Genomic DNA, 20,072 nt, shown 5'->3' on the forward strand with positions numbered 1-20,072 from the left:
AGCCCCCGGCGAGGTCACTTGCCGGGTTTTCTATGGCCATGGGATGACCTTGGGGGGCGTGGGTTTCACCCACCCTACGCATTTGTCGGAGGGTTACATTGTGGCCTGTTCAACCCCGGCGACGATGGCATTGCGCAATTTGCGTTCCAGCGCGGCGCGCTTGGCCTCGGAGTGGAATTTCAGGCCGAACATGTCCTTGACATAAAAGGTATCGACCACCTGTTCGCCAAAGGTCGCGATCACCGCACTGGCGATATAGACATTGCTCGAGGCCAATGTGCGCGTCAGATCATAGAGCAGGGCCGGGCGGTCACGGGTATCGACCTCGATGATGGTGTAGATTTCCGAACCGTCATTATCAAAGGTGATATGGGTCGGCACCCTGAAGGCACGCTCGCGTTTCTTGAGCTTGTCGCGCGACTTGATCGCGTCCCGAGCCACCACCTCGCCCAGAAGCGTCTTGTGGATCATCTGGCGCAAACGTGGCAGACGGCTCGATTCAAACGGGTGGCCATCGGCATCCTGAATCCAGAACACCGCCGTGGCAAAGCCATCCTTTGACGTATAGGTGCGCGCATCGACCACGTTGGCCCCGACAAGCGCCAGCGCCCCGGCCAGCCGCGAGAAGATGCCGGGATGATCGGCGAGGGCAAAACAGGCGCGGGTCGCATCGCGGTCTTCATCGGGGTGCAGATCGACGGCGATATCATTGTCACCGAGGCCATGCAAAAGCCGGGCAAAGACCTCGTGGGCGGTGACATGCAACCCCTGCCAATAGGGCGGGTAATGGCGGCTTGTCTCGCGCTTGATGTCCTTGGCGTCCCAGTCGCTCAGGGCGTCGCGCAGGTTGCGCTTGGCATCCGAGCCGCGCTGTTCGCGGTTGAGATCCTCAAGCCCGCCTTCCATGGCGCGCCGGGTCTGGCGGTAAAGCGCGCGCAGCAGCGAGGCCTTCCAGTTGTTCCAGGTGCCCGGCCCGACGCCGCGGATGTCGCAGACAGTAAGCAAAAGCAACAGATCAAGCCGCTCGCGGGTCTGCACCGCCTTGGCGAAATCACGCACCGTGCGCGGATCGGCGATATCGCGTTTCTGCGCCATGTCCGACATCAGGAGGTGATAACGCACCAGCCACTCCACGGTGTCGACCTCTTTCGGCTTGAGCCCAAGGCGCGGCGCCACCTTGCGCGCGATCCTAGCGCCGAGGATCGAGTGATCCTCGTCCCGGCCCTTGCCGATATCATGCAGCAACAGCGCCACATAAAGCACCCGGCGGTTGAGGCCCTCTTTCAGGATCGTCGAGGACACCGGCAGTTCCTCGATCAGCTCGTTGCGCTCGATCTGGGCGAGATGGCTAATGCATTGGATGATATGTTCGTCAACGGTGTAATGGTGATACATGTTGAACTGCATCATCGCGACGATCGGCTCGAACTCGGGGATGAAGGCCGACAGAACGCCAAGCTCGTTCATCCGGCGCAGCGCGCGTTCGGGATTGCCATGCTTGAGCAGCAGATCAAGGAACAGCTTGCGCGCGCGTGCGTCATTGCGCATCGCATCGTTGATCAAGTTCAGGTTGGCGGTGACCAGAAGCATCGCATCGGGATGGATCAAAAGCCCGGTGCGCAGCGCCTCTTCGAACAGCCGCAACAGGTTCAGAGGATCGGACAGAAACGCGGCGTCATCGACAATCGCCAATCGGCCATGCACCTCGGTATAACCCTCCTTGAGCTTCTTTCGTCGCCGGAACAGGCGCTGCAAAAGCGGCTCTGACTTGATTTGTGTCGCTTCAAGCTTGGTCAGGAAAATCCGGGTCAGATCGCCCACGGCGGTGGCATGACGGAAATACTCCTGCATGAAGATTTCCACGCCGCGCCGTCCGGCCGTATCGGCATACCCCATGCGCTCGGCGACCTCGACCTGCATGTCAAAGGTCAGCTGGTCATTCGGTCGCGTGGTGATCAGATGCAGATGACAACGCACCGCCCAGAGAAAATTCTCGGCCTTGGCGAAGGTGCTGAATTCATCATCGGTGAACATGCCAAGCGCCACAAGCTCGCTGACGTCGGTGACGCGGTGCAGATACTTGGCGATCCAGAACAGCGATTGCAGATCGCGCAAGCCGCCCTTGCCCTCTTTGACATTGGGCTCGACCATATAGCGCTCGCCCTGTTTTTCGTGGCGGGCGTCACGCTCGGCAAGCTTGGCCTCGGTAAAGTCGCGCTCGGTGCCTTTGAAAAGTTCGTCCCAGAGCCTCTGGTTCAGATCGTCGGCCAGCTTGGTATCGCCCGCCAGGTGGCGGTTTTCCAACAGGGCGGTGCGGATCGTGTAATCCTCGGCGCCAAGGCGCAGGCAATCGCGGATCGTGCGGCTTGCATGGCCGACCTTTAGGCGCAGATCCCAGAGGATATAGAGCATCGATTCAATGACGCTCTCGGCCCAGGGGGTGATTTTGTAGGGCGTGAGAAACAACAGATCGACATCCGATTGCGGCGCCATTTCGCCGCGCCCGTATCCGCCCACGGCAAAGACCGCAAGGCGCTCGGCCTCGGTCGGGTTGGGCAGCGGATGCATCACCCGGGTGGCCACGTCAAGCACGGTCAGGATCACGCAATCGGTCAGCCAGCAATAGGCGCGGGTCACCGGGCGCGCCGCGAACGGGTGCGCGGCAAAGCCCGTGGCAATCGCCTCGCGGCCACGTTTCATTTCGGCACCGAGCAATTCGACCACGGCGGCGCGCAGCGCAGTCATGTCACCGCCGCTGTCGCTGACGGCCTGTGCAAGCCGCGTCTCGACGTCGCTGATGTGAAAGATATCGTCGGCCGGACAAATCAGATCGTCCCGGCGGGTAATCGTTTGTGTCATGTTATGGCTGTCTGGCCTCTGCTAAAACCCTGCGCCCTCAAAACCCTGCGCCGCCAAAGCTTTGCGGGGCCGGTGACAGGATGACGACCTGTTTGTTGCGGATCGTGGCCACTGCCAACCCGCGTTCGTTGCTGCCATCCGCGCGCAGGCGGAAGACGCCGTTCACGCCCTGAAACCCGGCCGATTGCGTGAGGGCATTGCGGCCCAAGGCTTCGCGTTTGTTGGATTTGACAAGCGCACCAACGGCGGCAATCCCGTCATAGGCAAGCCCGGCAATCGGGTGGGGGGTGTTGCCATTGGCGGCCTGAAAGCGGCTGTTGAACTGTGCGGTGCGCTGCGGGTCGGGCAGCGCGAACCAGCCCCCCTGAACGCCGGGCAGGTCCAGCGTCTGGCGCGGGGTATCCCAACGGGCGAGGCCGATATACTGCATCCTGTCGGGGCCAAGCCCGGATTCCGGCAGCATCTGTGAAAACAGCGGCAGCGCGCCGGCGGTGTTGGCGGTCATGAAGATCGCATCGGCGGCGTTGGTTTCGGCGGCGGTGCGGATGGCCGGGATGGCGCTGACCACGCCCTGTTGCGAGAATTCATAGCCGATGCTGCCCGCAAGGGTCGCACCATTGTCGCGCACGGCCTGTTCGATGGCGGCGCGGCCAAGCTGACCAGCGAGGTTGTTGGAATAAACCGCCATGATCCGCGATTTTCCCTGACGGGTGGCGAAACTGGCAAGCCGGTTCGCCGTGGTCTGAAAGGTCTGGCCGAGAATGAAAAGGTTGCCGCCCGCGATGGTGGGATTGTTCGAAAACGCCAGAACGTTCACGTTCTTGTTGGCCACGGCGACCGCCACGGCATTGGCCGATTCGGCGTGCAGCGGGCCGACGATAATGCGCGCGCCATCGGCCACGGCGTTGAGGGCGGCGGATTGCGCCTGCACCGGTTGACCGGCTGTGCCATAGACCCGCAGGTCGATCTTGACACCCGCCAGATCGGACACCGCAAGGCGCGCCGCATTTTCAAGATCACGCGCCAATTGCTGTTCCTGTGGGCTCGCAGAGCCATGCGGCACCAAAAGCGCCACGGCAATCGGCGCGCCGGACGTTGTCCTCGCGCCGCCGGTATTGGTCATTGATACAGGTTGACAGGCGGCCAGCCAGAATGCAGCGAAGACCACAAAGAGGCGGGTGAATGGCTTGCGGATAACGGATAAAACGGCGAACATCATAGTGTCTCACTCCCTTTTTGCGCTTTGCCAGAGGCCAGACGCGATTGCGGGCGATAATAAACGTCAGAGAGGGCGGGTCCAGTGGTGAATCTTAACAAGCAGAAACTGGCCCCCGGCCTGTACCTGATCGCGACACCGATCGGCACCGCGCGCGACATCACGCTGCGCGCGCTTGATATCCTGGCTTCGGCCGACGTGATCGCCGCCGAAGACACCAGAAGCCTGCGCCATCTGATGGATATTCACGGTGTGGCGGTGGGCGAGCGGCCGCTCTGGGCCTATCACGACCACAACGGCGAGCGCATGCGCCCGCGCATTCTCTCGGCTTTGGCCGAGGGGAAATCGGTTGTGTACGCCTCTGAGGCCGGCACGCCGATGGTGGCCGATCCCGGTTTCGATCTGGGGCGCGCGGCGGTGGGCGAAGGCTATGATCTTATCTCGGCGCCGGGGCCTTCGGCGGTGATCACCGCGCTGACGCTGGCGGGCCTGCCGACGGATCGGTTCTTGTTCGCGGGGTTCTTGCCCAATGCCTCGGGCAAGCGCAAAACCGTGTTGGGCGAATTGGCGGGCGTGCCCGCGACGCTGGTGTTTTACGAATCACCCAAGCGGGTGGCGGCAATGCTGCGCGATGCGGCGCTGGTTCTGGGCGGTGCGCGCGAGGCGGCGATGTGCCGGGAATTGACCAAGAAATTCGAAGAGGTCCGGCGCGGGACGCTTGACGCGCTGGCCGCGAGCTGTGCCGAAAGCCCGCCGAAGGGCGAGATCGTGGTGATCATTGATCGCGGGCGTTCAGTAAATGTTAGCGAAGAGGATCTAGACCTAGCCCTGAGCAAGGCGCTTGGGCGGCTGTCGGTACGCGACGCGGCCGATGCGGTGACGGCCGAGCTTGGCCTGCCACGACGACAGGTCTATCAGCGCGCGCTGCGACTGGCAGCTGAAGGTTAGGGGATGTGCGGAAATGGATCACCATCGTGCTGAGTATACCGTGCCCACTGTCGCCGGGCAGCGCAGGGAACGGGGCAAACGCGCCTATCTTTCTGGACAGGCCGCCGAAGCTGGCGTGATCCGCGCCTACGCCGCGCGCGGTGTGGCGGTTCTGCACAGCCGCTGGCGCGGGCAGGGCGGCGAGATTGACCTTATCCTGCGTGATGCAGAGGATTACGTGTTCTGTGAGGTCAAAAAGGCGGCGACACTTGATCTTGCCATGGCACGGCTGCGCCCGGCACAGGCGCGCCGGATCGTCGAGGCGGCGTCGGAATATCTTGGCCAGACCCCCGAAGGACAGCTTGCCTCGGTGCGGTTCGACTTGGCGGCGGTCGATGGATCGGGCACAATCAAGATTAACGAGAACGCCTTTGGTCATTTCTGAATTGCACCTTTGCCGCCCATGCCGCATGTAAGTGGCAGACCTTAAAACAGGGGCAAAACATGAAAATCGCGTTTCAGATGGATCCGATCGGGCCGATCAGTATCAATGGCGACAGCACCTTCCGCCTGGCCGAAGAGGCGCAGGCGCGCGGGCATGAGCTTTTCTATTACACGCCAGATAACCTTGCCTATGACGAGGGGCGCATCACCGCGCGCGGCTGGCCGCTTAGCGTTCAGCGGGTCGAGGGCGATCATTTCCACCTTGGCGAGGAAGTGACGGTCGATCTGGCCGATTTTGACGTTGTCTGGCTCCGTCAGGACCCGCCGTTTGACATGTTCTATATCACCACGACGCATCTTCTGGATCGCCTTGGCCCCGGCACGCTTGTGGTGAATGATCCGTTTTGGGTGCGCAACTATCCTGAAAAGCTTTTGATTCTGGATTTCCCGCAGCTCATGCCGCCCACGGCCATTGCCCGCGATCTGGCCACAATCAAAGCGTTCCGCGCGCGCCATGGCGATGTGATCCTCAAGCCGCTTTATGGCAATGGCGGCGCCGGGGTGTTTCACCTGCCGGAATCTGATCGCAACCTCAGCAGCCTGCACGAGTTGTTCACCGGCTTTAGCCGCGAGCCGCTGATCGTGCAGAAATACCTGCCCGAGATCAAAAATGGCGACAAGCGTGTCATTCTGGTCAATGGCGAACCGGTGGGCGCGATCAATCGTGTGCCCGCACAGGGCGAGACGCGATCAAACATGCATGTCGGCGGGCGCCCCGAAAAGGTTGACCTGACCGAGCGCGATCTTGAAATCTGCGCCACCATCGGCCCGCTTTTGCGCGAAAAGGGCCAGGTTTTTGTCGGTATCGACGTGATCGGCACCTATCTGACCGAAATCAACGTGACCTCGCCCACCGGCATTCAGGAACTGGAGCGGTTTGACGGTGTGAACATCGCCGAAAAAATCTGGCAGGTGATCGAGGCCAAACGCGCATGAGCCTGATGCGGCCGATCCTGAACCTCTGGCTTAGGTGGACGGAAAAGCCGCATCTTGCACGCACGGCACGGCCGGTTGACTTGCGCAAAGCTTTTGAGGTGAAGGCGCGGCTTTTCTTTCGCGCGCCGCGCGGCACCGATTTTCGCGATGATGTGCTGACGCATGAGGGCGCGCAGGTGCCCGTGCATTGGGCAGTGGCCCCCGGTGCGCGGCCCGGGCCGGTGTTGTTGTATTTTCACGGTGGTGGCTATGTGTTCGGCTCGCCCAGGACCCATCGGGCGATGCTGGCGCGCCTCTCGGCGCTCAGTGGATTGCCTGCCTGTCTGCCCGGCTATCGTCTTGCGCCAGAGCATGCTTTTCCCACCGCCGTTGAAGATGCTCTGACGGCGTATCGCGCGCTTGCCGGGCATCCCGGTGGCGTTGTCCTTGGCGGGGACAGTGCCGGGGGCGGCCTTGCGCTTGCGCTATTGGGCGAGATTACGCGGCTGGGGCTGGCACAGCCGCTGGGGTGTTTTGCCTTTTCGCCGTTGACCGATCTGACATTTTCCGGCGAAAGCTTTGTGCATAACGCCAGGGCCGAAGTGATCTTGCCCGCAACCCGCGCGCCGGAAATGGGGCGGTTATATCTGGCGGGGGCGGACGCGGATGATCCGCGCGCCTCGCCATTGACTGCGGATTTCAAAGGGGCGGCGCCGGTCTGGCTTGTGGTGGGCGATACCGAGATCCTGCTCGATGACACGCGGCGGATGGCTGCCCGACTTGAGGCGCAGAGCGTGCCCGTGCACTGCAAGATCGAACATGACCTGCCGCATGTCTGGCCGCTGTTTCAGGGGGTGTTGCCCGAGGCGCAGGCGACCCTTCGCCAATTGGCGGGGTGGATCAAAGCTCTTTCATGCCGGCAAGGCGAAAGCTGACGGCTTCGGCGACATGCGGGTGGAGCACGGATTGTGATCCATCAAGATCAGCAATCGTGCGTGCGACCCGCAGCACCCGGTGATAGCCGCGCGCCGATAGGCCAAAGCGTTCCGCGACCCGGTTGATCAGGGCGCGCCCCTCGGCATCGGGGCTTGCGATATCTTCAAGCGTCTGGCCTTCGGCATCGGCATTGAGCCGCATTTCGGGGTGATCGGCAAAGCGCGCGGTCTGTACCTCGCGGGCGGCATCGACCCGCGCGGCGACGGCGCCAGAGGCATCCCCTGCGGCCGGCAGATCGAGATCGCGAAACGCCACCGGCGGCACCTCGACGCGCAAGTCAAAGCGATCCATCAGCGGGCCGGAAATCCGCCCCATGTAATCCTCGCCACAGATCGGCGCGCGCGAACAGGCGCGGGCGGGATCGCTCAGATGGCCGCATTTGCAAGGGTTGGCGGCGGCCACCAGCATGAAACGGCAGGGGTATTTCACATGGGCATTGGCGCGCGCCACCATGACCTCGCCTGTTTCGATCGGTTGGCGCAGGGTTTCAAGAACGCCGCGGGGGAATTCGGGGAATTCATCCATGAACAAAACGCCATTATGGGCAAGGCTGATTTCACCGGGGCTGGCGCGGCGGCCGCCGCCGACAATCGCCGCCATGGAGGCGGTGTGATGGGGCTCGCGAAAGGGCCGGGTGCGGCTGATGCCGCCCTCGCTCAGCAATCCGGCCAGTGAATGGATCATCGAGGTTTCCAGCGCCTCGGTCGGGGTGAGCGGTGGCAGAATGCCGGGCAGCCGCGCGGCCAGCATGGATTTGCCAGAGCCGGGCGAGCCGACCATCATCAGGTGATGGCGGCCCGCAGCGGCGATTTCAAGCGCCCGCTTGGCGCGCTCCTGACCTTTGACATCGCGCAGGTCGCGCCCGGCAGGGGGGCCGGTTACCTCGCCGGGCTCGGAAGGCACGATCGGCGCCTGACCGGTATAATGGCGCACCACATCCGCCAGGTTGGCGGCGCCGATCACCTGGACGCTGCCGACCCATGCGGCCTCGGGCCCCGAGGCCTTGGGGCAGAGCAGCATGCGGCCCTCTTCGGCGGCGGCCATGGCGGCGGGCAGGGCCCCGAGGACCGCGATCAGGGAGCCGTCGAGAGACAGCTCGCCCAGGGCCATGGTGCCCTCGGCGGCGTCCTTCGGGATGATGTCCAACGCGGCAAGCAGGGCAAGCGCGATGGGCAGGTCGAAATGGCTGCCTTCTTTCGGCATGTCGGCGGGCGAGAGGTTGATGGTGATGCGTTTGGAGGGCAGGGCGATCGCCATTGAGGACAGCGCCGTGCGCACCCTGTCGCGGGCCTCGGAGACGGCCTTGTCCGGCAGGCCGACCAGCGAAAAGGCCGGCAGGCCGGGAGTAATGGCGCATTGCACCTCGACCGGTTTGGCCTCGACGCCCTCAAAAGCCACCGTATAGGCGCGTGCGACCATGCCACTCCCCGATCCTGCGTTTAAACATGGTTAATGCCTAGCCCGCGGGTGGTTTAAGAATGGTTAACGGCGCAAGGGGGCGCTGCCCCCCTAAGAAAATTCGGCGAATTTTCTTAGGTCCCCCGGAGTATTTCCGGAAAGATGAAAGTTGGGGCTCAATCTGCGTCGCGAAGGGCAGTGAAGGCGGGCCAGGCATCGGGATCGGCCACGGTCTTGTCGCGGCAAAAGGCGTTGCAAAAGCCGAAAATACGCCCGTCTGTTTCCATCAGATGGGTGACGGGATCGCCCGAATAAGGGCAGGCCTCGTTTTCCGGCGTGCCAGTGCTTACGGCTTTTGCGGGGCGCGGGATGGGGCCGGGCCAATCGGTGGTGGCATAATCGCGCGCATATCGTTCCAAGGTCGCGCCATGTACCAGCCCCATGGCCCGCCAGCGGCGAAAGGCGGGATCGGCGAGGTGGGCCGCAACATAGGTGCGCGCAGTCGCGGAAACCGGCAGGCCATAGCCCGCGATCCGGGCCGCTACGGGGGCGAAAAACGCATCGGCCGCGCTATAGCCGCCGCAGAGCCAGGGGCCCTCGGGGGCGGTGGTCTTGCGGGCGTGATCCCAGATCACCTCAAGCCGGGCCAGATCGGCCAGAAGCGCATCCGAGGGGGTGACGCCGGTGTAGGCCAGCCGCATGTTCATCGGGCAATCACCACGCAGCGTGGTGAACCCTGCATGCATTTCTGCGGCCAGGGTCCGCGCGGTGGCACGCGCCAAAGGATCGCCTGGCCAAAGGCCCGCTTCGGGATGGCGGCTTGCCAGCTCTTCTGCCATTGCGAGTGATTCCGATATGATCGCGCCCTCGGGCGTCACAAGCGTCGGCACCGTGCGCGCCGGAGCGACATCGCGCAACTGCTCGGCGACGCTTGCGGTATCGTTGAAATCAAGCAGCCGGGTTTTATACGGCAGGCCAAAGCGGTTGAGCAGAAGCCAGCCGCGCAGCGACCATGAGGAATAGGCGAAATCGCCGAGGATAAGGGTGTATGTCATCGGCATATGCTAGGCCGGGATGTGGCATGCGCAAAACCAAAAAATGTGCGTTCTGCCATCACGGCAGGTGATTGATGGATTGCGCCGTCCAGCGGTCGTTATCCCGGTGCAATTGCGTCACAGACAGATTGTCGATCCGGTGGGCGAAGGCCTCATAGGCGGTTAGTTCGAGCGCCTGTTGCACCTGCGTCAGGATCGCGCCGAAATGGGCGATGGCGATGATATCGCGCCCCGGATGGGCGGTCAGCAGGCGGGCGACGCCAGCGGTGACGCGGTTTGAAACCTCGTTCCAGCTTTCGCCGCCGGGGGGGCGGACATCGCCTGGATTTTCCCAAAAGGCGCGCAAATGCTCCTGGTCGGCGATCTTGTCGAAGACCTGCAACTCCCAGGCGCCAAAATGGATTTCGCGAAGGTCGGGATCATCGGGCAGGCGTCTGCGCGACCCTGCAATCGCATCCGCCGTGGCGCGGGCGCGGATCAGGTCAGAGGAAATCACCAGGGCATCCTGAGGCAGATGCGCGGAGAGGCGGGCGAGTTGCGCGGCGTCACTCAGATCGGCGGGCAAATCGGACCAGCCGACCATGGATTTGGCATGGGTTGGCCCATGGCGGACCCAGTAAAACCGGCTCATTCGAGGCGACCCTTGAGGACCTGCGGCAGGCCTGCGATCACGTTGACCACAAGCCCGGCCCTGGCCGCGAGCCTTTGGTTCAATTGGCCCTGCGCCTCGCGAAAGCGGCGGGCAAGGGCGTTTTCGGGCACGACCGACAGGCCGACCTCATTGCTGACCACCACCACCGGCGCGGCGCAGCTGGCGAGCGCCGTGATCAACGCCGTTTCGGCCTCGGGTAAATCCGTTTCGGTCAGCATGTGATTGCTCAGCCACATGGTGGCGCAATCCAGAAGCACCACCTCATCTGCGCGCGCGGCCGTGAGGGCGGGCGTCAGATCAAGCGGCGCCTCGATCGTGCGCCAGCCGCCCCCGCGCATGGTTTGATGGCGCACCACCTTGGCGCGCATTTCATCGTCAAACATCTGGGCGGTGGCAAGGTAGGCCCGCGCCCGGCCAGTGCGCAAGACAAGCGCCTCGGCAAAGGCCGATTTTCCCGAGGCGGCCCCGCCCAGGATCAAGGTCAGTTCCGGCAGATCCAGCACCCGCGCCCCCAAATTTTTTGATCCGATTTACCGGGCGATGCGTAGCACTCATCAAACGACCGATAAAGGGCGCAATGCCTTACGCCGCCTGACAGGGGGAACTACGATGCCACTTGATGCACCACAAACAAGCTCGATGTCCCGCACCGCGATGAAAGCGGAGATGCTGGATGCGGAAACCGAATTGGCGCTGGCCTATGCCTGGCGCGATCAGCGTGACGAAGAAGCGCTTCACCGTCTGATCACCGCCTATATGCGGCTGGCGATCTCGATGGCGTCGAAATTTCGTCGCTACGGCGCGCCGATGAACGACCTTATCCAGGAGGCCGGGCTTGGCCTGATGAAGGCGGCGGACAAATTCGACCCTGATCGCGGCGTGCGGTTTTCGACCTACGCGGTCTGGTGGATCAAGGCCAGCATCCAGGACTATGTGATGCGCAACTGGTCTATGGTGCGCACCGGAAGCACCAGTAGCCAGAAGTCGCTATTCTTCAACATGCGCCGGGTGCAGGCCCGCCTTGAGCGCAAGGCGATGGCCAATGGTGAAGAGCTTGACGGCTATCAGCTTCGCGAGATGATCGCGCATGAGGTTGGCGTGCCGCTCCGCGATGTCGAAATGATGCAGGGGCGGCTTTCGGGGTCGGATTTCTCGTTGAATGCCACGCAGTCGTCCGAGGATGAGGGCCGCGAATGGATCGACACGCTTGAGGACGACGGCCCGCGCGGTGATCAGCTTGTCGAGCAGGATCACGATCTTGGCGCATTGCGCAACTGGCTGACCGATGCGATGCAAAATCTCAACGAGCGCGAGCGCTTCATCGTGCGCGAACGCAAACTTCGCGATGCGCCGCGCACGCTTGAGAGTTTGGGCACCGAATTGAAGCTTTCAAAAGAGCGGGTGCGCCAGCTTGAGGCCGCCGCCTTTCAGAAAATGCGCAAACACCTTGAAAAGCATGGGTCCGAGGTTCACAACCTGTTGGCATGATCCCGCGTTTTGTCGCCCTTGTCTCTGGCCTGAGTTTTGCCCTGCCTGTGGTGGCGCAGGATGTCGTCGTGCTGGGCGAGGTGCACGATAACCCCGCGCATCATGCGTTTCAGGCTGCGAAGGTGGCGGAGATGAAACCCGCTGCAATCGTTTTTGAAATGCTGACCCTCGCGCAGGCGGAAAACGCCGAGCCTGAGCTGCGTGGCGACCCTGTCGCTTTGGCAGAGGCCTTGGAGTGGTCAGACAGCGGTTGGCCCGATTTCGAAATGTATTATCCGATTTTTGCCGCAGCCCCGGAGGCCGCAATCTATGGCGCGCAGGTGCCTCGGGAAAAGGCGCGCGCTGTGGTCGAGGGCGGTCTCGTGGCCAGCTTTGGCAAGGATGCCGCGCGCTATGGGCTTGACCGTCCCTTGCCCGAGCAGGAGCAAGCTGCGCGCGAGGCGCTTCAGATGTCGGCGCATTGTGATGCCTTGCCGCCTGACATCCTGCCCGGCATGGTCGAGATCCAGCGCCTGCGCGACGCGGTGCTGGCGCGGGCGGTTCTCAACGCTCTGGATGAGACGGGGGGGGCGGTGGCGGTGATCACCGGCAATGGCCACGCCCGGCGCGACTGGGGCATGCCTGCGGTGCTGTCCTTTGTGCAAGGTGAGCTTGAGATTTTGGTCGTTGGTCAGACTGAAGATGACCGTCCCCTCGAAGGTGAATTTGACGAGGTGATCTCAGCACCAGCGGCGGAACGTACTGATCCCTGTGCGGCATTCAAGTAGCGCGTTGAGAAGCGGGCTGCCCCTTGTCACCCCGAAGGCCACGCCCTACTGTCGCAGCGGCTGAACAAGGAACGCGCCCATGCTGGCATCGAAACGCATTCTTCTGATCATCGGCGGCGGTATTGCAGCGTTCAAATCGCTCGACCTGATCCGTCGTTTGCGCGAGCAAGGCGCCGAGGTGACGCCGGTTCTGACCCGTGCCGGATCGGAATTTGTCACGCCTCTGTCGATCTCGGCACTGGCCGGGCGCAAGGTGTTTCAGGACCTCTTTGACCTCACCGATGAGGCGGAAATGGGCCATATCGAGCTAAGCCGCAGCGCCGATCTGATCGTGGTTGCCCCGGCCACTGCGGACCTGATGGCGAAAATGGCGGGCGGGCAGGCGGATGACCTTGCCTCGACGCTTTTACTGGCCACGGATACCCCGGTCTTGATCGCACCGGCAATGAATGTACGGATGTGGGAGCATGCGGCCACGCAGCGCAATCTTGCCACCCTGCGCAGTGATGGTATCGGCGTTGTCGGCCCCAATGAGGGCGATATGGCGTGTGGTGAACATGGCCCCGGGCGCATGGCCGAGGTGCCGGAAGTTATCGCGGCGGTGCAAGCGGCCCTGGCGGATGGCCCCCTGAAAGGACGGCGCGTGCTGGTCACCTCCGGCCCCACGCATGAACCAATTGATCCGGTGCGCTATATCGCCAACCGCTCATCGGGCGCGCAGGGCACCGCGCTTGCCCGTGCGCTCGGCGCGCTTGGCGCCGAAGTGGTGTTTGTCACCGGTCCCGCCAGCGTGCCTCCGCCCGAGGGTGTCGAGGTGGTGCGCGTCGAGACCGCGCAAGAGATGCTGGCGGCGGTCGAGGCGGCATTGCCGGTTGACGCGGCTGTCTTTGCGGCGGCCGTGGCAGATTGGCATGTGCTCGGCGCCAGCCTATCGAAGTTGAAGAAAACCAAGGGCGGATTGCCCAAGCTCGAGTTTGCCGAAAACCCCGACATCCTTGCGCGGGTGAGCCAGATGAAGGCTGGGCGGCCCGGGCTTGTGGTCGGCTTTGCCGCCGAAACCGACGATGTGATTGAAAACGCCACCGCGAAGCGCGCGCGCAAGGGCTGTGACTGGATTGTGGCCAATGATGTGGGTCATGGCACCGGCATCATGGGCGGCACGGAAAACGCCGTCACCCTGATCAGCGCCGATGCTGCCGAACCCTGGCCGAGGATGCCAAAGGCGCGGGTGGCGCAACAGCTTGCCGAACGGATCGCCAGGGCGCTTCTGGACGCTCATTGAGTATTTATGGAAAGATGAAAGTGGGGCCTTTGCTAACCGTATCAATGGTTTGGGACGAGGGGGCGGACCGCTCACTTGGTCTGCCGTCTTATGAGACCGCGGGGGCGGCGGGCGCTGATTTGCGCGCGAATTTTCCCACGGGGCACCAGGATGGTGTCATGCTTGCGCCGGGTGCGCGCGCGCTTGTGCCGACCGGGCTTCGGCTGGCCATTCCAATGGGGTTCGAGGTGCAGATACGGCCGCGATCCGGTCTTGCGCTCAAGCATGGGATTATCCTGCCCAACAGCCCCGGCACGATTGATGCCGATTATCGCGGGCCCTTGGGGGTGATCGTGATGAATGCCGGACAAGAGGCGTTTCACGTCGCCCATGGTGCGCGGATTGCCCAGATGGTCGTGGCGCCGGTGGTTCAGGCGCGGTTCGACTTGGTTGAAAGACTGGATGAAACCGCCCGCGGGCCGGGCGGCTTTGGGTCGACCGGGGTGTCCTGATGATGCTGGTTTTGATCATGGCGGCGATGCTTTGGGGCATCGGCGCCGCGCTTGGGACACCCCAGCGATTGCGGTGGGGGATGATCGCCATCCTGTGGCTGGCGGTGATTGGCTTGCATCTGGTCTTGCCGGATGCTCACCCGCTCCGGCTTGCCACGGGGGAAAGCGCCGCTCTCTGGCTGATGCTTGGCGGGGCAGCGGGGGTCGTGCTGGTCTATCGCGCTGGATTGGGCCGGTTGCGGGCGCGGGCAAAGCAACGGGCCGGTGCGACCGTGAGCGGCGGCGATACCGGGCGCAAACCGCTTTTTACCGAGGCCGAACTTGACCGCTATGCGCGCCATATCGTGCTGCGAGAGATTGGCGGGCCGGGGCAAAAGGCGCTGAAACAGGCGCGGGTTCTTGTGATCGGCGCCGGTGGACTTGGGTCGCCGGTTCTGCTGTATCTGGCGGCGGCGGGGGTTGGCGTGATTGGCGTGATCGACGACGATGAGGTCGATAATTCCAACCTGCAACGCCAGGTGATCCACCGCGATGGCGATATCGGCCTGCCCAAGGTGCAATCGGCCGCCGCCGCGATGCAGGCCCAGAACCCGCATATAACGGTACGCCCCTATCAACGCCGCCTGACGCCCGAGATCGCGGCCGCGCTTTTTGACGAGTATGACCTTGTTCTTGACGGAACCGATAATTTCGAGACCCGTTACCTGGTCAATGCGACGGCTGTAAATCTTGGTATCCCGTTGATTTCAGGCGCGATGTCGCAATGGGAAGGGCAACTTAGCGTGTTTGACCCGGCGCGCGGCGCGCCCTGTTATCAATGCATTTTTCCAGAGGCGCCTGCGCCGGGGCTGGCCCCGTCCTGTTCCGAGGCCGGCGTTTTGGGCCCCTTGCCAGGGGTCGTGGGCGCGATGATGGCGGGCGAGGCGATCAAGATCATCATCGGCGCCGGTGAGGCGCTGCGTGGCAAAATGCTTATCTATGACGCGCTTTATGGCGAGAGCCGCAAGATCGGGCTGAGCCCGAGAGAAAATTGCCCGATCTGTGGCACCAAAGGAGAGAGCGATGACAAATCCGTTGCTGGCTGAGTGGACGACACCGTTCGATCTTGCGCCTTTCGAAGCGATAAGTGACGCCGATTTCGCGCCCGCGTTCGAGGTGGCCCTAAGTGCGGCACGCGCCGAGATCGAGGCGATCGCCGACACTCCCGAGGCCCCGACATTTGCCAATACGATCGAGGCGATTGAGGCCTCGGGCAAGGATCTTGACCGGGTTCTGTCGGTGTTTTTCACGCTGGCCGGGGCCGATAGCAACCCCAGGCGACAGGAATTGCAGCGCGACTTTGGCCCGAAACTGGCGGCGCATTCCTCGGCGATCTATGGCAACAAGGCGCTTTTCCAGCGGATCGAGGCGCTCTGGGCGGCGCGCGATACGCTTGATCTGACGCCAGAACAGGCGCGGCTTTTGATGCTGAGCCATCGCGGATTTCGCCGGGCGGGTGCCGGGCTGAGCGGGGCAGAAGATAAGCGCATGCGCGAAATCATGTCACGGCTGTCGGTGCTGGGCACGGCGTTTACCCAGAACCTGTTGGCCGATGAGGCTGGATGGCACATGGAATTGTCCGAGGGCGATCTTGAGGGGCTGCCGGATTTCGTGGTCGATACGGCGCGCGCGGCGGGGCGGGAAAAGGGCCTGCCGGGGCCGGTGATCACGCTATCACGTTCGCTGATCACGCCGTTTTTGCAATTCTCTGCGCGCCGGGATCTGCGCCAGCGAGCGTTTCAGGCCTGGGCCGCGCGCGGGGCCAATGGCGGCGAGGCTGACAACCGTGCCGTGGCCGAGGAAATCCTTGCTCTGCGGGCCGAGCGGGCACAGCTTTTGGGCTATGACAGCTTTGCCGCCTTCAAGCTTGAAACCGAGATGGCCAAGACCCCGGAGGCGGTGCGCGACTTGTTGATGGCGGTCTGGGAGCCGGCCAAGGCGCAGGCCGAGGCCGACGCGGATGTGTTGACCGCGATGCTGCACGGCGACGGCATCAATGGCGCGCTGGAGCCTTGGGATTGGCGCTATTACGCGGAAAAGCGGCGCCAGGCAGAACATGATTTGCAGGAAGCCGCGCTCAAGCCTTACCTTTCGCTGGAGCGGATGATTGAGGCGGCATTCGGTTGTGCCAACCGGTTGTTTGGGCTGGAGTTTCGCGCATTGGATGTGCCGCTTTACCACCCCGATTGCCGCGCCTGGGAGGTGACGCGCGAGGGGCGGCATGTGGCCGTCTTTATCGGTGATTATTTCGCGCGCGGATCAAAGCGATCCGGGGCCTGGTGTTCGGCAATGCGCGGTCAGGCGAAATGGCCCAAGGTTCAGGGGCCGGTGGTGATCAATGTATGCAACTTCGCCAAGGGCGATCCGACGCTTTTGTCCTATGACGATGCGCGCACCTTGTTTCATGAATTTGGTCATGCGCTGCATCAGATGCTGTCGGATGTGACCTATGAAAGCGTGTCGGGCACCTCGGTGGCGCGTGATTTTGTCGAACTGCCGAGCCAGCTTTATGAACATTGGCTTGAGGTGCCCGAGGTGCTTGAGCGATACGCCACCCATGTCGACACCGGCGCGGCGATGCCGCGTGATCTGCTCGACAAGATGCTGAAGGCGGCAACCTTTGACATGGGGTTTCAGACGGTGGAATATGTCGCCTCGGCGCTGGTCGACCTGGCGTTTCACGAAGGCGTGCCGCCCAAGGACCTTATGGCGCGGCAGGCCGAGGTGCTGACCGAGTTGGGCATGCCGCAGGCGATTACAATGCGCCATGCCAGCCCGCATTTCGCGCATGTGTTTTCAGGCGATGGGTATTCCAGCGGCTATTACAGCTACATGTGGTCCGAGGTGATGGATGCCGATGCCTTTGCCGCCTTTGAAGAGGCGGATGGCGCGTTCGATCCCGAGCGCGCCCGCGCGCTTGAGGCGCATATCCTGTCGCGTGGTGGATCTGAGGATGCAGAGGCGCTTTACTGTGCGTTCCGTGGGCGGCTTCCGGGGGTCGAGGCGCTTTTGAAGGGGCGTGGGCTGGCGGCCTAGGGTTTTCGATCTGCGTTTCGGATCGCCTTTGGCGATCCGATCAGGTGGGGGGCGCTGCCCCCCACACCCCCCCGGAGTATTTGGACCAAGAAGAAGGTCAGATCGTCTGATCGTAGTCGCCGACGAGTGGTTCGGTACGGATGACGGCGTCGATATCGGCGAAGATGGCGCGCATTTCGGCCTCGGATTGCGCGCTTTCGCAGACCACCACAAGATTGGGGGTGTTGGACGAAGCGCGCACCAGGCCCCAGCTTCCGTTGTCAAGGATCACGCGGGCGCCGTTGACGGTGACCACCTCTTTGATCGGGCGCCCGGCAAGCGGTTCACCAGCCTCGTGTTTGGCGACCAGTTTGGCGACCAGCCGGTCGAGCACCGCGTATTTTTCGGTATCGGCGCAAAAGGGCGACATGGTGGGCGTGGCCCAGGTTCGCGGCAGGGCGCGGCGCAGATCGGACATCGACACGCCTGGATTGCGATCCATCAGCTTGCAGATTTCCACCGCAACGCGCAGGCCGCAATCATAGCCTCGGCCAATCGGCTCTGCCAGAAAGTAGTGGCCGGATTTCTCGAACCCCGCCAGGGCGCCAAGTTCCTTGACCCGGCGTTTCATATGGCTGTGACCGGTTTTCCAGTAATCCGCCTTGGCGCCGTGCTTGATCAGCTCGGGATCCGAGGCAAACAGGCCGGTTGATTTTACATCGGCCACAAAGGTGGCGCCGGGGTGGATCTTGCTAAGGTCGCGGGCCATGATCACGCCCATCTTGTCGGCAAAGATCTCTTCGCCCTCGTCATCCACCACACCGCAGCGGTCGCCGTCGCCGTCAAAGCCAAGCGCGAAATCGGCGCCGGTGGCACGCACGCTATCGGCCATATCGTGCAGCATTTCCATCGCTTCGGGGTTCGGGTTGTAATGCGGAAAGGTGTAATCCAGCCGGTTATGGCTTGGCACCACCTCGACGCCGATGCGCTCAAACAGCTCGGGCGCAAAGGCAGATGCGGTGCCATTGCCGGTGGCGCAGACGACGCGCAGTTTGCGGGTCATGCGGAAATCGCCAACGAGATCGTCAAGATAGGCCTCGCGCAGCCCATCGACGAATTCATAGGCCCCGCCCGGACGTGGCACACCGCGGCCTTCAAGCACGATATCGCGCAGTTCCGACATCTCGTCGGGGCCGTGGGTCAGCGGGCGCTCAAAGCCCATCTTGACGCCGGTCCAGCCATTGGGATTATGGCTTGCGGTGACCATGGCCACGGCGGGCACATCAAGGTGGAATTGCGCGAAATAGGCCATCGGGCTAACCGCCGGGCCGATATCCTTGACGGTAATCCCGGCCTGCATCAGGCCAAGCATCAGCGCGTTCTTGATCGACAGGGAATAGTCGCGATAGTCATTGGCAACCGCGATGACGGGCGCAATGCCGCGCGCCTGCATCTGGGTGCCAAGCCCGAGGCCAAGCGCGGTGATGCCGGGCAGGTTGATCTGGTCGGGATATTGCCAGCGGGCGTCATATTCGCGAAAGCCCGCAGGAACAATCATCGGATCGCGCAGAAAGTCCCAGGTGTTGGGGGTGACATCGGGCCTCGGTTTGATCACGGCAATCTTCCTGTTTCTCAAAGGTGGATTGGATTGGCCTTGGCCAGACGGTCAAACTGCATCAAGGTGCTGATCAGCGCGGGCATCTGTGCCAGCGGGATCATATTGGGCCCATCCGAAGGCGCGGTATCGGGGGCTTCGTGGGTCTCGATAAAGACCGCAGCAATGCCAAGCGAGACGGCAGCGCGTGCCATGACGGGGGCAAATTCGCGCTGTCCGCCGGAGCTTCCGCCTTTGCCGCCGGGCTGTTGCACCGAATGGGTGGCATCCATCACCACCGGGTAGCCGGTGGTGGCCATTTGCGGCAATCCGCGCATGTCTGTCACAAGGGTGTTGTAGCCAAAAGAGGTGCCGCGTTCGGTCAGCATGATCCGGGTATTGCCGGTGCTTTCGATCTTGGACACCACATTGGGCATATCCCAGGGCGCCAGAAACTGGCCCTTCTTGACGTTGATCACCGCGCCGGTTTCGCCCGCCGCGATCAAAAGATCGGTCTGACGGCAGAGAAACGCCGGGATTTGCAACACATCCACGATCTCGGCCACCGGCGCGCATTGATCGGGCAGGTGTACATCGGTCAGAACCGGCAGCCCGAGCGCCTCCTTGACCGATTGCAGCACCTTGAGGCCCGCATCGACGCCAAGCCCGCGCTTGCCCGAGAGAGAGGTGCGGTTGGCCTTGTCAAAGCTGCCCTTGAAGATCAGCCGCGCGCCAAAGGCGGCGCAGGCCTCTTGCAGGGTGCCGGCAATCATCTGGGCGTGATCGGCGGATTCAAGCTGGCAGGGGCCGGCAATCAGCGTAAGCGGCTGATCATTGGCAATCGCGAGCCCGTTTAGGTCAATTTTATGCATAT

The 20,072-nt window shown here is 62.8% G+C and carries 18 protein-coding genes; 10 read left to right on the forward strand and 8 right to left on the reverse strand.

What is annotated here, in order from left to right; genetic code table 11:
* Window positions 1-93: 93 nt before the first annotated feature.
* Both BMZ91_RS16515 and BMZ91_RS16520 read right to left on the reverse strand, forming a co-directional pair.
* Entirely contained in the window at window positions 94-2,859 is a 2,766-nt protein-coding gene (locus tag BMZ91_RS16515; RefSeq protein WP_092841251.1) for a [protein-PII] uridylyltransferase, read from the reverse strand.
* Window positions 2,860-2,896: 37 nt separating this feature from the next.
* Complete coding sequence (locus BMZ91_RS16520) at window positions 2,897-4,075, reverse strand: penicillin-binding protein activator (RefSeq protein ID WP_092841408.1); 1,179 nt, start codon at window positions 4,073-4,075, stop codon at window positions 2,897-2,899.
* Between the two features lie 84 nt (window positions 4,076-4,159).
* Here BMZ91_RS16520 and rsmI point away from each other — a divergent pair, with 84 nt between their 5' ends.
* The 4 genes from rsmI to BMZ91_RS16540 are packed head-to-tail and all read left to right on the forward strand — an operon-like array spanning window position 4,160 to window position 7,356.
* On the forward strand, window positions 4,160-5,023 hold the full coding sequence (gene rsmI / locus BMZ91_RS16525) for a 16S rRNA (cytidine(1402)-2'-O)-methyltransferase (protein WP_092841253.1): 864 nt from the start codon (window positions 4,160-4,162) through the stop codon (window positions 5,021-5,023).
* Between the two features lie 13 nt (window positions 5,024-5,036).
* Entirely contained in the window at window positions 5,037-5,447 is a 411-nt protein-coding gene (locus tag BMZ91_RS16530; RefSeq protein WP_092841255.1) for a YraN family protein, read from the forward strand.
* Between the two features lie 59 nt (window positions 5,448-5,506).
* Window positions 5,507-6,442, forward strand: a complete 936-nt coding sequence (gene gshB / locus BMZ91_RS16535) for a glutathione synthase (RefSeq protein WP_092841257.1) — start codon at window positions 5,507-5,509, stop codon at window positions 6,440-6,442.
* Window positions 6,439-7,356 (forward strand): alpha/beta hydrolase, encoded by a 918-nt coding sequence (locus BMZ91_RS16540; RefSeq protein ID WP_092841259.1) that lies wholly within the window; start codon window positions 6,439-6,441, stop codon window positions 7,354-7,356. The genes gshB and BMZ91_RS16540 overlap by 4 nt, the downstream gene beginning before the upstream one ends.
* On the opposite strand, the gene BMZ91_RS16545 is transcribed toward BMZ91_RS16540, so the two are convergent.
* The 4 genes from BMZ91_RS16545 to cobU all read right to left on the reverse strand — a co-directional run bounded on the left by BMZ91_RS16545 (window position 7,322) and on the right by cobU (window position 11,025).
* Window positions 7,322-8,836, reverse strand: a complete 1,515-nt coding sequence (locus tag BMZ91_RS16545; RefSeq protein WP_092841261.1) for a YifB family Mg chelatase-like AAA ATPase — start codon at window positions 8,834-8,836, stop codon at window positions 7,322-7,324. The two genes, BMZ91_RS16540 and BMZ91_RS16545, sit on opposite strands and share 35 nt — an antisense overlap.
* A gap of 155 nt (window positions 8,837-8,991) precedes the next feature.
* Window positions 8,992-9,870, reverse strand: coding sequence for a glutathione S-transferase (locus tag BMZ91_RS16550; RefSeq protein ID WP_092841410.1), 879 nt, complete (start codon window positions 9,868-9,870; stop codon window positions 8,992-8,994).
* A 58-nt stretch (window positions 9,871-9,928) separates the two neighbouring features.
* Complete coding sequence (locus BMZ91_RS16555) at window positions 9,929-10,501, reverse strand: histidine phosphatase family protein (protein ID WP_092841263.1); 573 nt, start codon at window positions 10,499-10,501, stop codon at window positions 9,929-9,931.
* On the reverse strand, window positions 10,498-11,025 hold the full coding sequence (gene cobU / locus BMZ91_RS16560) for a bifunctional adenosylcobinamide kinase/adenosylcobinamide-phosphate guanylyltransferase (protein WP_425441594.1): 528 nt from the start codon (window positions 11,023-11,025) through the stop codon (window positions 10,498-10,500). The genes BMZ91_RS16555 and cobU overlap by 4 nt, the downstream gene beginning before the upstream one ends.
* 106 nt (window positions 11,026-11,131) lie before the next feature.
* Between cobU and BMZ91_RS16565 the strand changes: the two genes are divergently transcribed.
* The 6 genes from BMZ91_RS16565 to BMZ91_RS16590 all read left to right on the forward strand — a co-directional run bounded on the left by BMZ91_RS16565 (window position 11,132) and on the right by BMZ91_RS16590 (window position 17,625).
* Entirely contained in the window at window positions 11,132-12,010 is an 879-nt protein-coding gene (locus tag BMZ91_RS16565; RefSeq protein WP_092841266.1) for an RNA polymerase factor sigma-32, read from the forward strand.
* A complete protein-coding gene (locus tag BMZ91_RS16570; protein ID WP_092841268.1) occupies window positions 12,007-12,777 on the forward strand; it encodes a ChaN family lipoprotein in 771 nt (256 codons plus the stop codon). Before BMZ91_RS16565 ends, BMZ91_RS16570 begins: the two co-directional genes overlap by 4 nt.
* Before the next feature lie 79 nt (window positions 12,778-12,856).
* Entirely contained in the window at window positions 12,857-14,059 is a 1,203-nt protein-coding gene (gene coaBC / locus BMZ91_RS16575) for a bifunctional phosphopantothenoylcysteine decarboxylase/phosphopantothenate--cysteine ligase CoaBC (protein WP_092841270.1), read from the forward strand.
* Window positions 14,060-14,073: 14 nt separating this feature from the next.
* On the forward strand, window positions 14,074-14,550 hold the full coding sequence (gene dut, locus BMZ91_RS16580; protein ID WP_092841271.1) for a dUTP diphosphatase: 477 nt from the start codon (window positions 14,074-14,076) through the stop codon (window positions 14,548-14,550).
* Window positions 14,550-15,635, forward strand: a complete 1,086-nt coding sequence (locus tag BMZ91_RS16585) for a HesA/MoeB/ThiF family protein (RefSeq protein ID WP_092841273.1) — start codon at window positions 14,550-14,552, stop codon at window positions 15,633-15,635. Before dut ends, BMZ91_RS16585 begins: the two co-directional genes overlap by 1 nt.
* Window positions 15,613-17,625: a M3 family metallopeptidase gene (locus BMZ91_RS16590; RefSeq protein WP_092841275.1), complete on the forward strand. Its 2,013-nt coding sequence runs from the start codon at window positions 15,613-15,615 to the stop codon at window positions 17,623-17,625. Before BMZ91_RS16585 ends, BMZ91_RS16590 begins: the two co-directional genes overlap by 23 nt.
* A gap of 97 nt (window positions 17,626-17,722) precedes the next feature.
* Here the strand turns inward: BMZ91_RS16590 and BMZ91_RS16595 are convergent, their stop codons facing one another.
* Window positions 17,723-19,162, reverse strand: coding sequence for a phosphomannomutase/phosphoglucomutase (locus tag BMZ91_RS16595; protein WP_425441595.1), 1,440 nt, complete (start codon window positions 19,160-19,162; stop codon window positions 17,723-17,725).
* A 74-nt stretch (window positions 19,163-19,236) separates the two neighbouring features.
* Window positions 19,237-20,070, reverse strand: coding sequence for a 3-deoxy-8-phosphooctulonate synthase (kdsA, locus tag BMZ91_RS16600; protein ID WP_092841279.1), 834 nt, complete (start codon window positions 20,068-20,070; stop codon window positions 19,237-19,239).
* Window positions 20,071-20,072 lie beyond the last annotated feature (2 nt).

The organism is Roseovarius lutimaris, assembly GCF_900115165.1.
Classification (GTDB): domain Bacteria; phylum Pseudomonadota; class Alphaproteobacteria; order Rhodobacterales; family Rhodobacteraceae; genus Roseovarius; species Roseovarius lutimaris.

Coding starts and splice junctions, on each gene's coding strand:
- BMZ91_RS16515 (WP_092841251.1), bottom strand. CDS start 2,859: ATGACACAAACGATTACCCGCCGGGACGATCTGATTTGTCCGGCCGAC.
- BMZ91_RS16520 (WP_092841408.1), bottom strand. CDS start 4,075: ATGTTCGCCGTTTTATCCGTTATCCGCAAGCCATTCACCCGCCTCTTT.
- BMZ91_RS16530 (WP_092841255.1), top strand. CDS start 5,037: ATGGATCACCATCGTGCTGAGTATACCGTGCCCACTGTCGCCGGGCAG.
- gshB (WP_092841257.1), top strand. CDS start 5,507: ATGAAAATCGCGTTTCAGATGGATCCGATCGGGCCGATCAGTATCAAT.
- BMZ91_RS16540 (WP_092841259.1), top strand. CDS start 6,439: ATGAGCCTGATGCGGCCGATCCTGAACCTCTGGCTTAGGTGGACGGAA.
- BMZ91_RS16545 (WP_092841261.1), bottom strand. CDS start 8,836: ATGGTCGCACGCGCCTATACGGTGGCTTTTGAGGGCGTCGAGGCCAAA.
- BMZ91_RS16550 (WP_092841410.1), bottom strand. CDS start 9,870: ATGACATACACCCTTATCCTCGGCGATTTCGCCTATTCCTCATGGTCG.
- BMZ91_RS16555 (WP_092841263.1), bottom strand. CDS start 10,501: ATGAGCCGGTTTTACTGGGTCCGCCATGGGCCAACCCATGCCAAATCC.
- BMZ91_RS16565 (WP_092841266.1), top strand. CDS start 11,132: ATGCCACTTGATGCACCACAAACAAGCTCGATGTCCCGCACCGCGATG.
- BMZ91_RS16570 (WP_092841268.1), top strand. CDS start 12,007: ATGATCCCGCGTTTTGTCGCCCTTGTCTCTGGCCTGAGTTTTGCCCTG.
- coaBC (WP_092841270.1), top strand. CDS start 12,857: ATGCTGGCATCGAAACGCATTCTTCTGATCATCGGCGGCGGTATTGCA.
- dut (WP_092841271.1), top strand. CDS start 14,074: ATGAAAGTGGGGCCTTTGCTAACCGTATCAATGGTTTGGGACGAGGGG.
- BMZ91_RS16585 (WP_092841273.1), top strand. CDS start 14,550: ATGATGCTGGTTTTGATCATGGCGGCGATGCTTTGGGGCATCGGCGCC.
- BMZ91_RS16590 (WP_092841275.1), top strand. CDS start 15,613: ATGACAAATCCGTTGCTGGCTGAGTGGACGACACCGTTCGATCTTGCG.
- BMZ91_RS16595 (WP_425441595.1), bottom strand. CDS start 19,162: ATGATTGTTCCTGCGGGCTTTCGCGAATATGACGCCCGCTGGCAATAT.
- kdsA (WP_092841279.1), bottom strand. CDS start 20,070: ATGCATAAAATTGACCTAAACGGGCTCGCGATTGCCAATGATCAGCCG.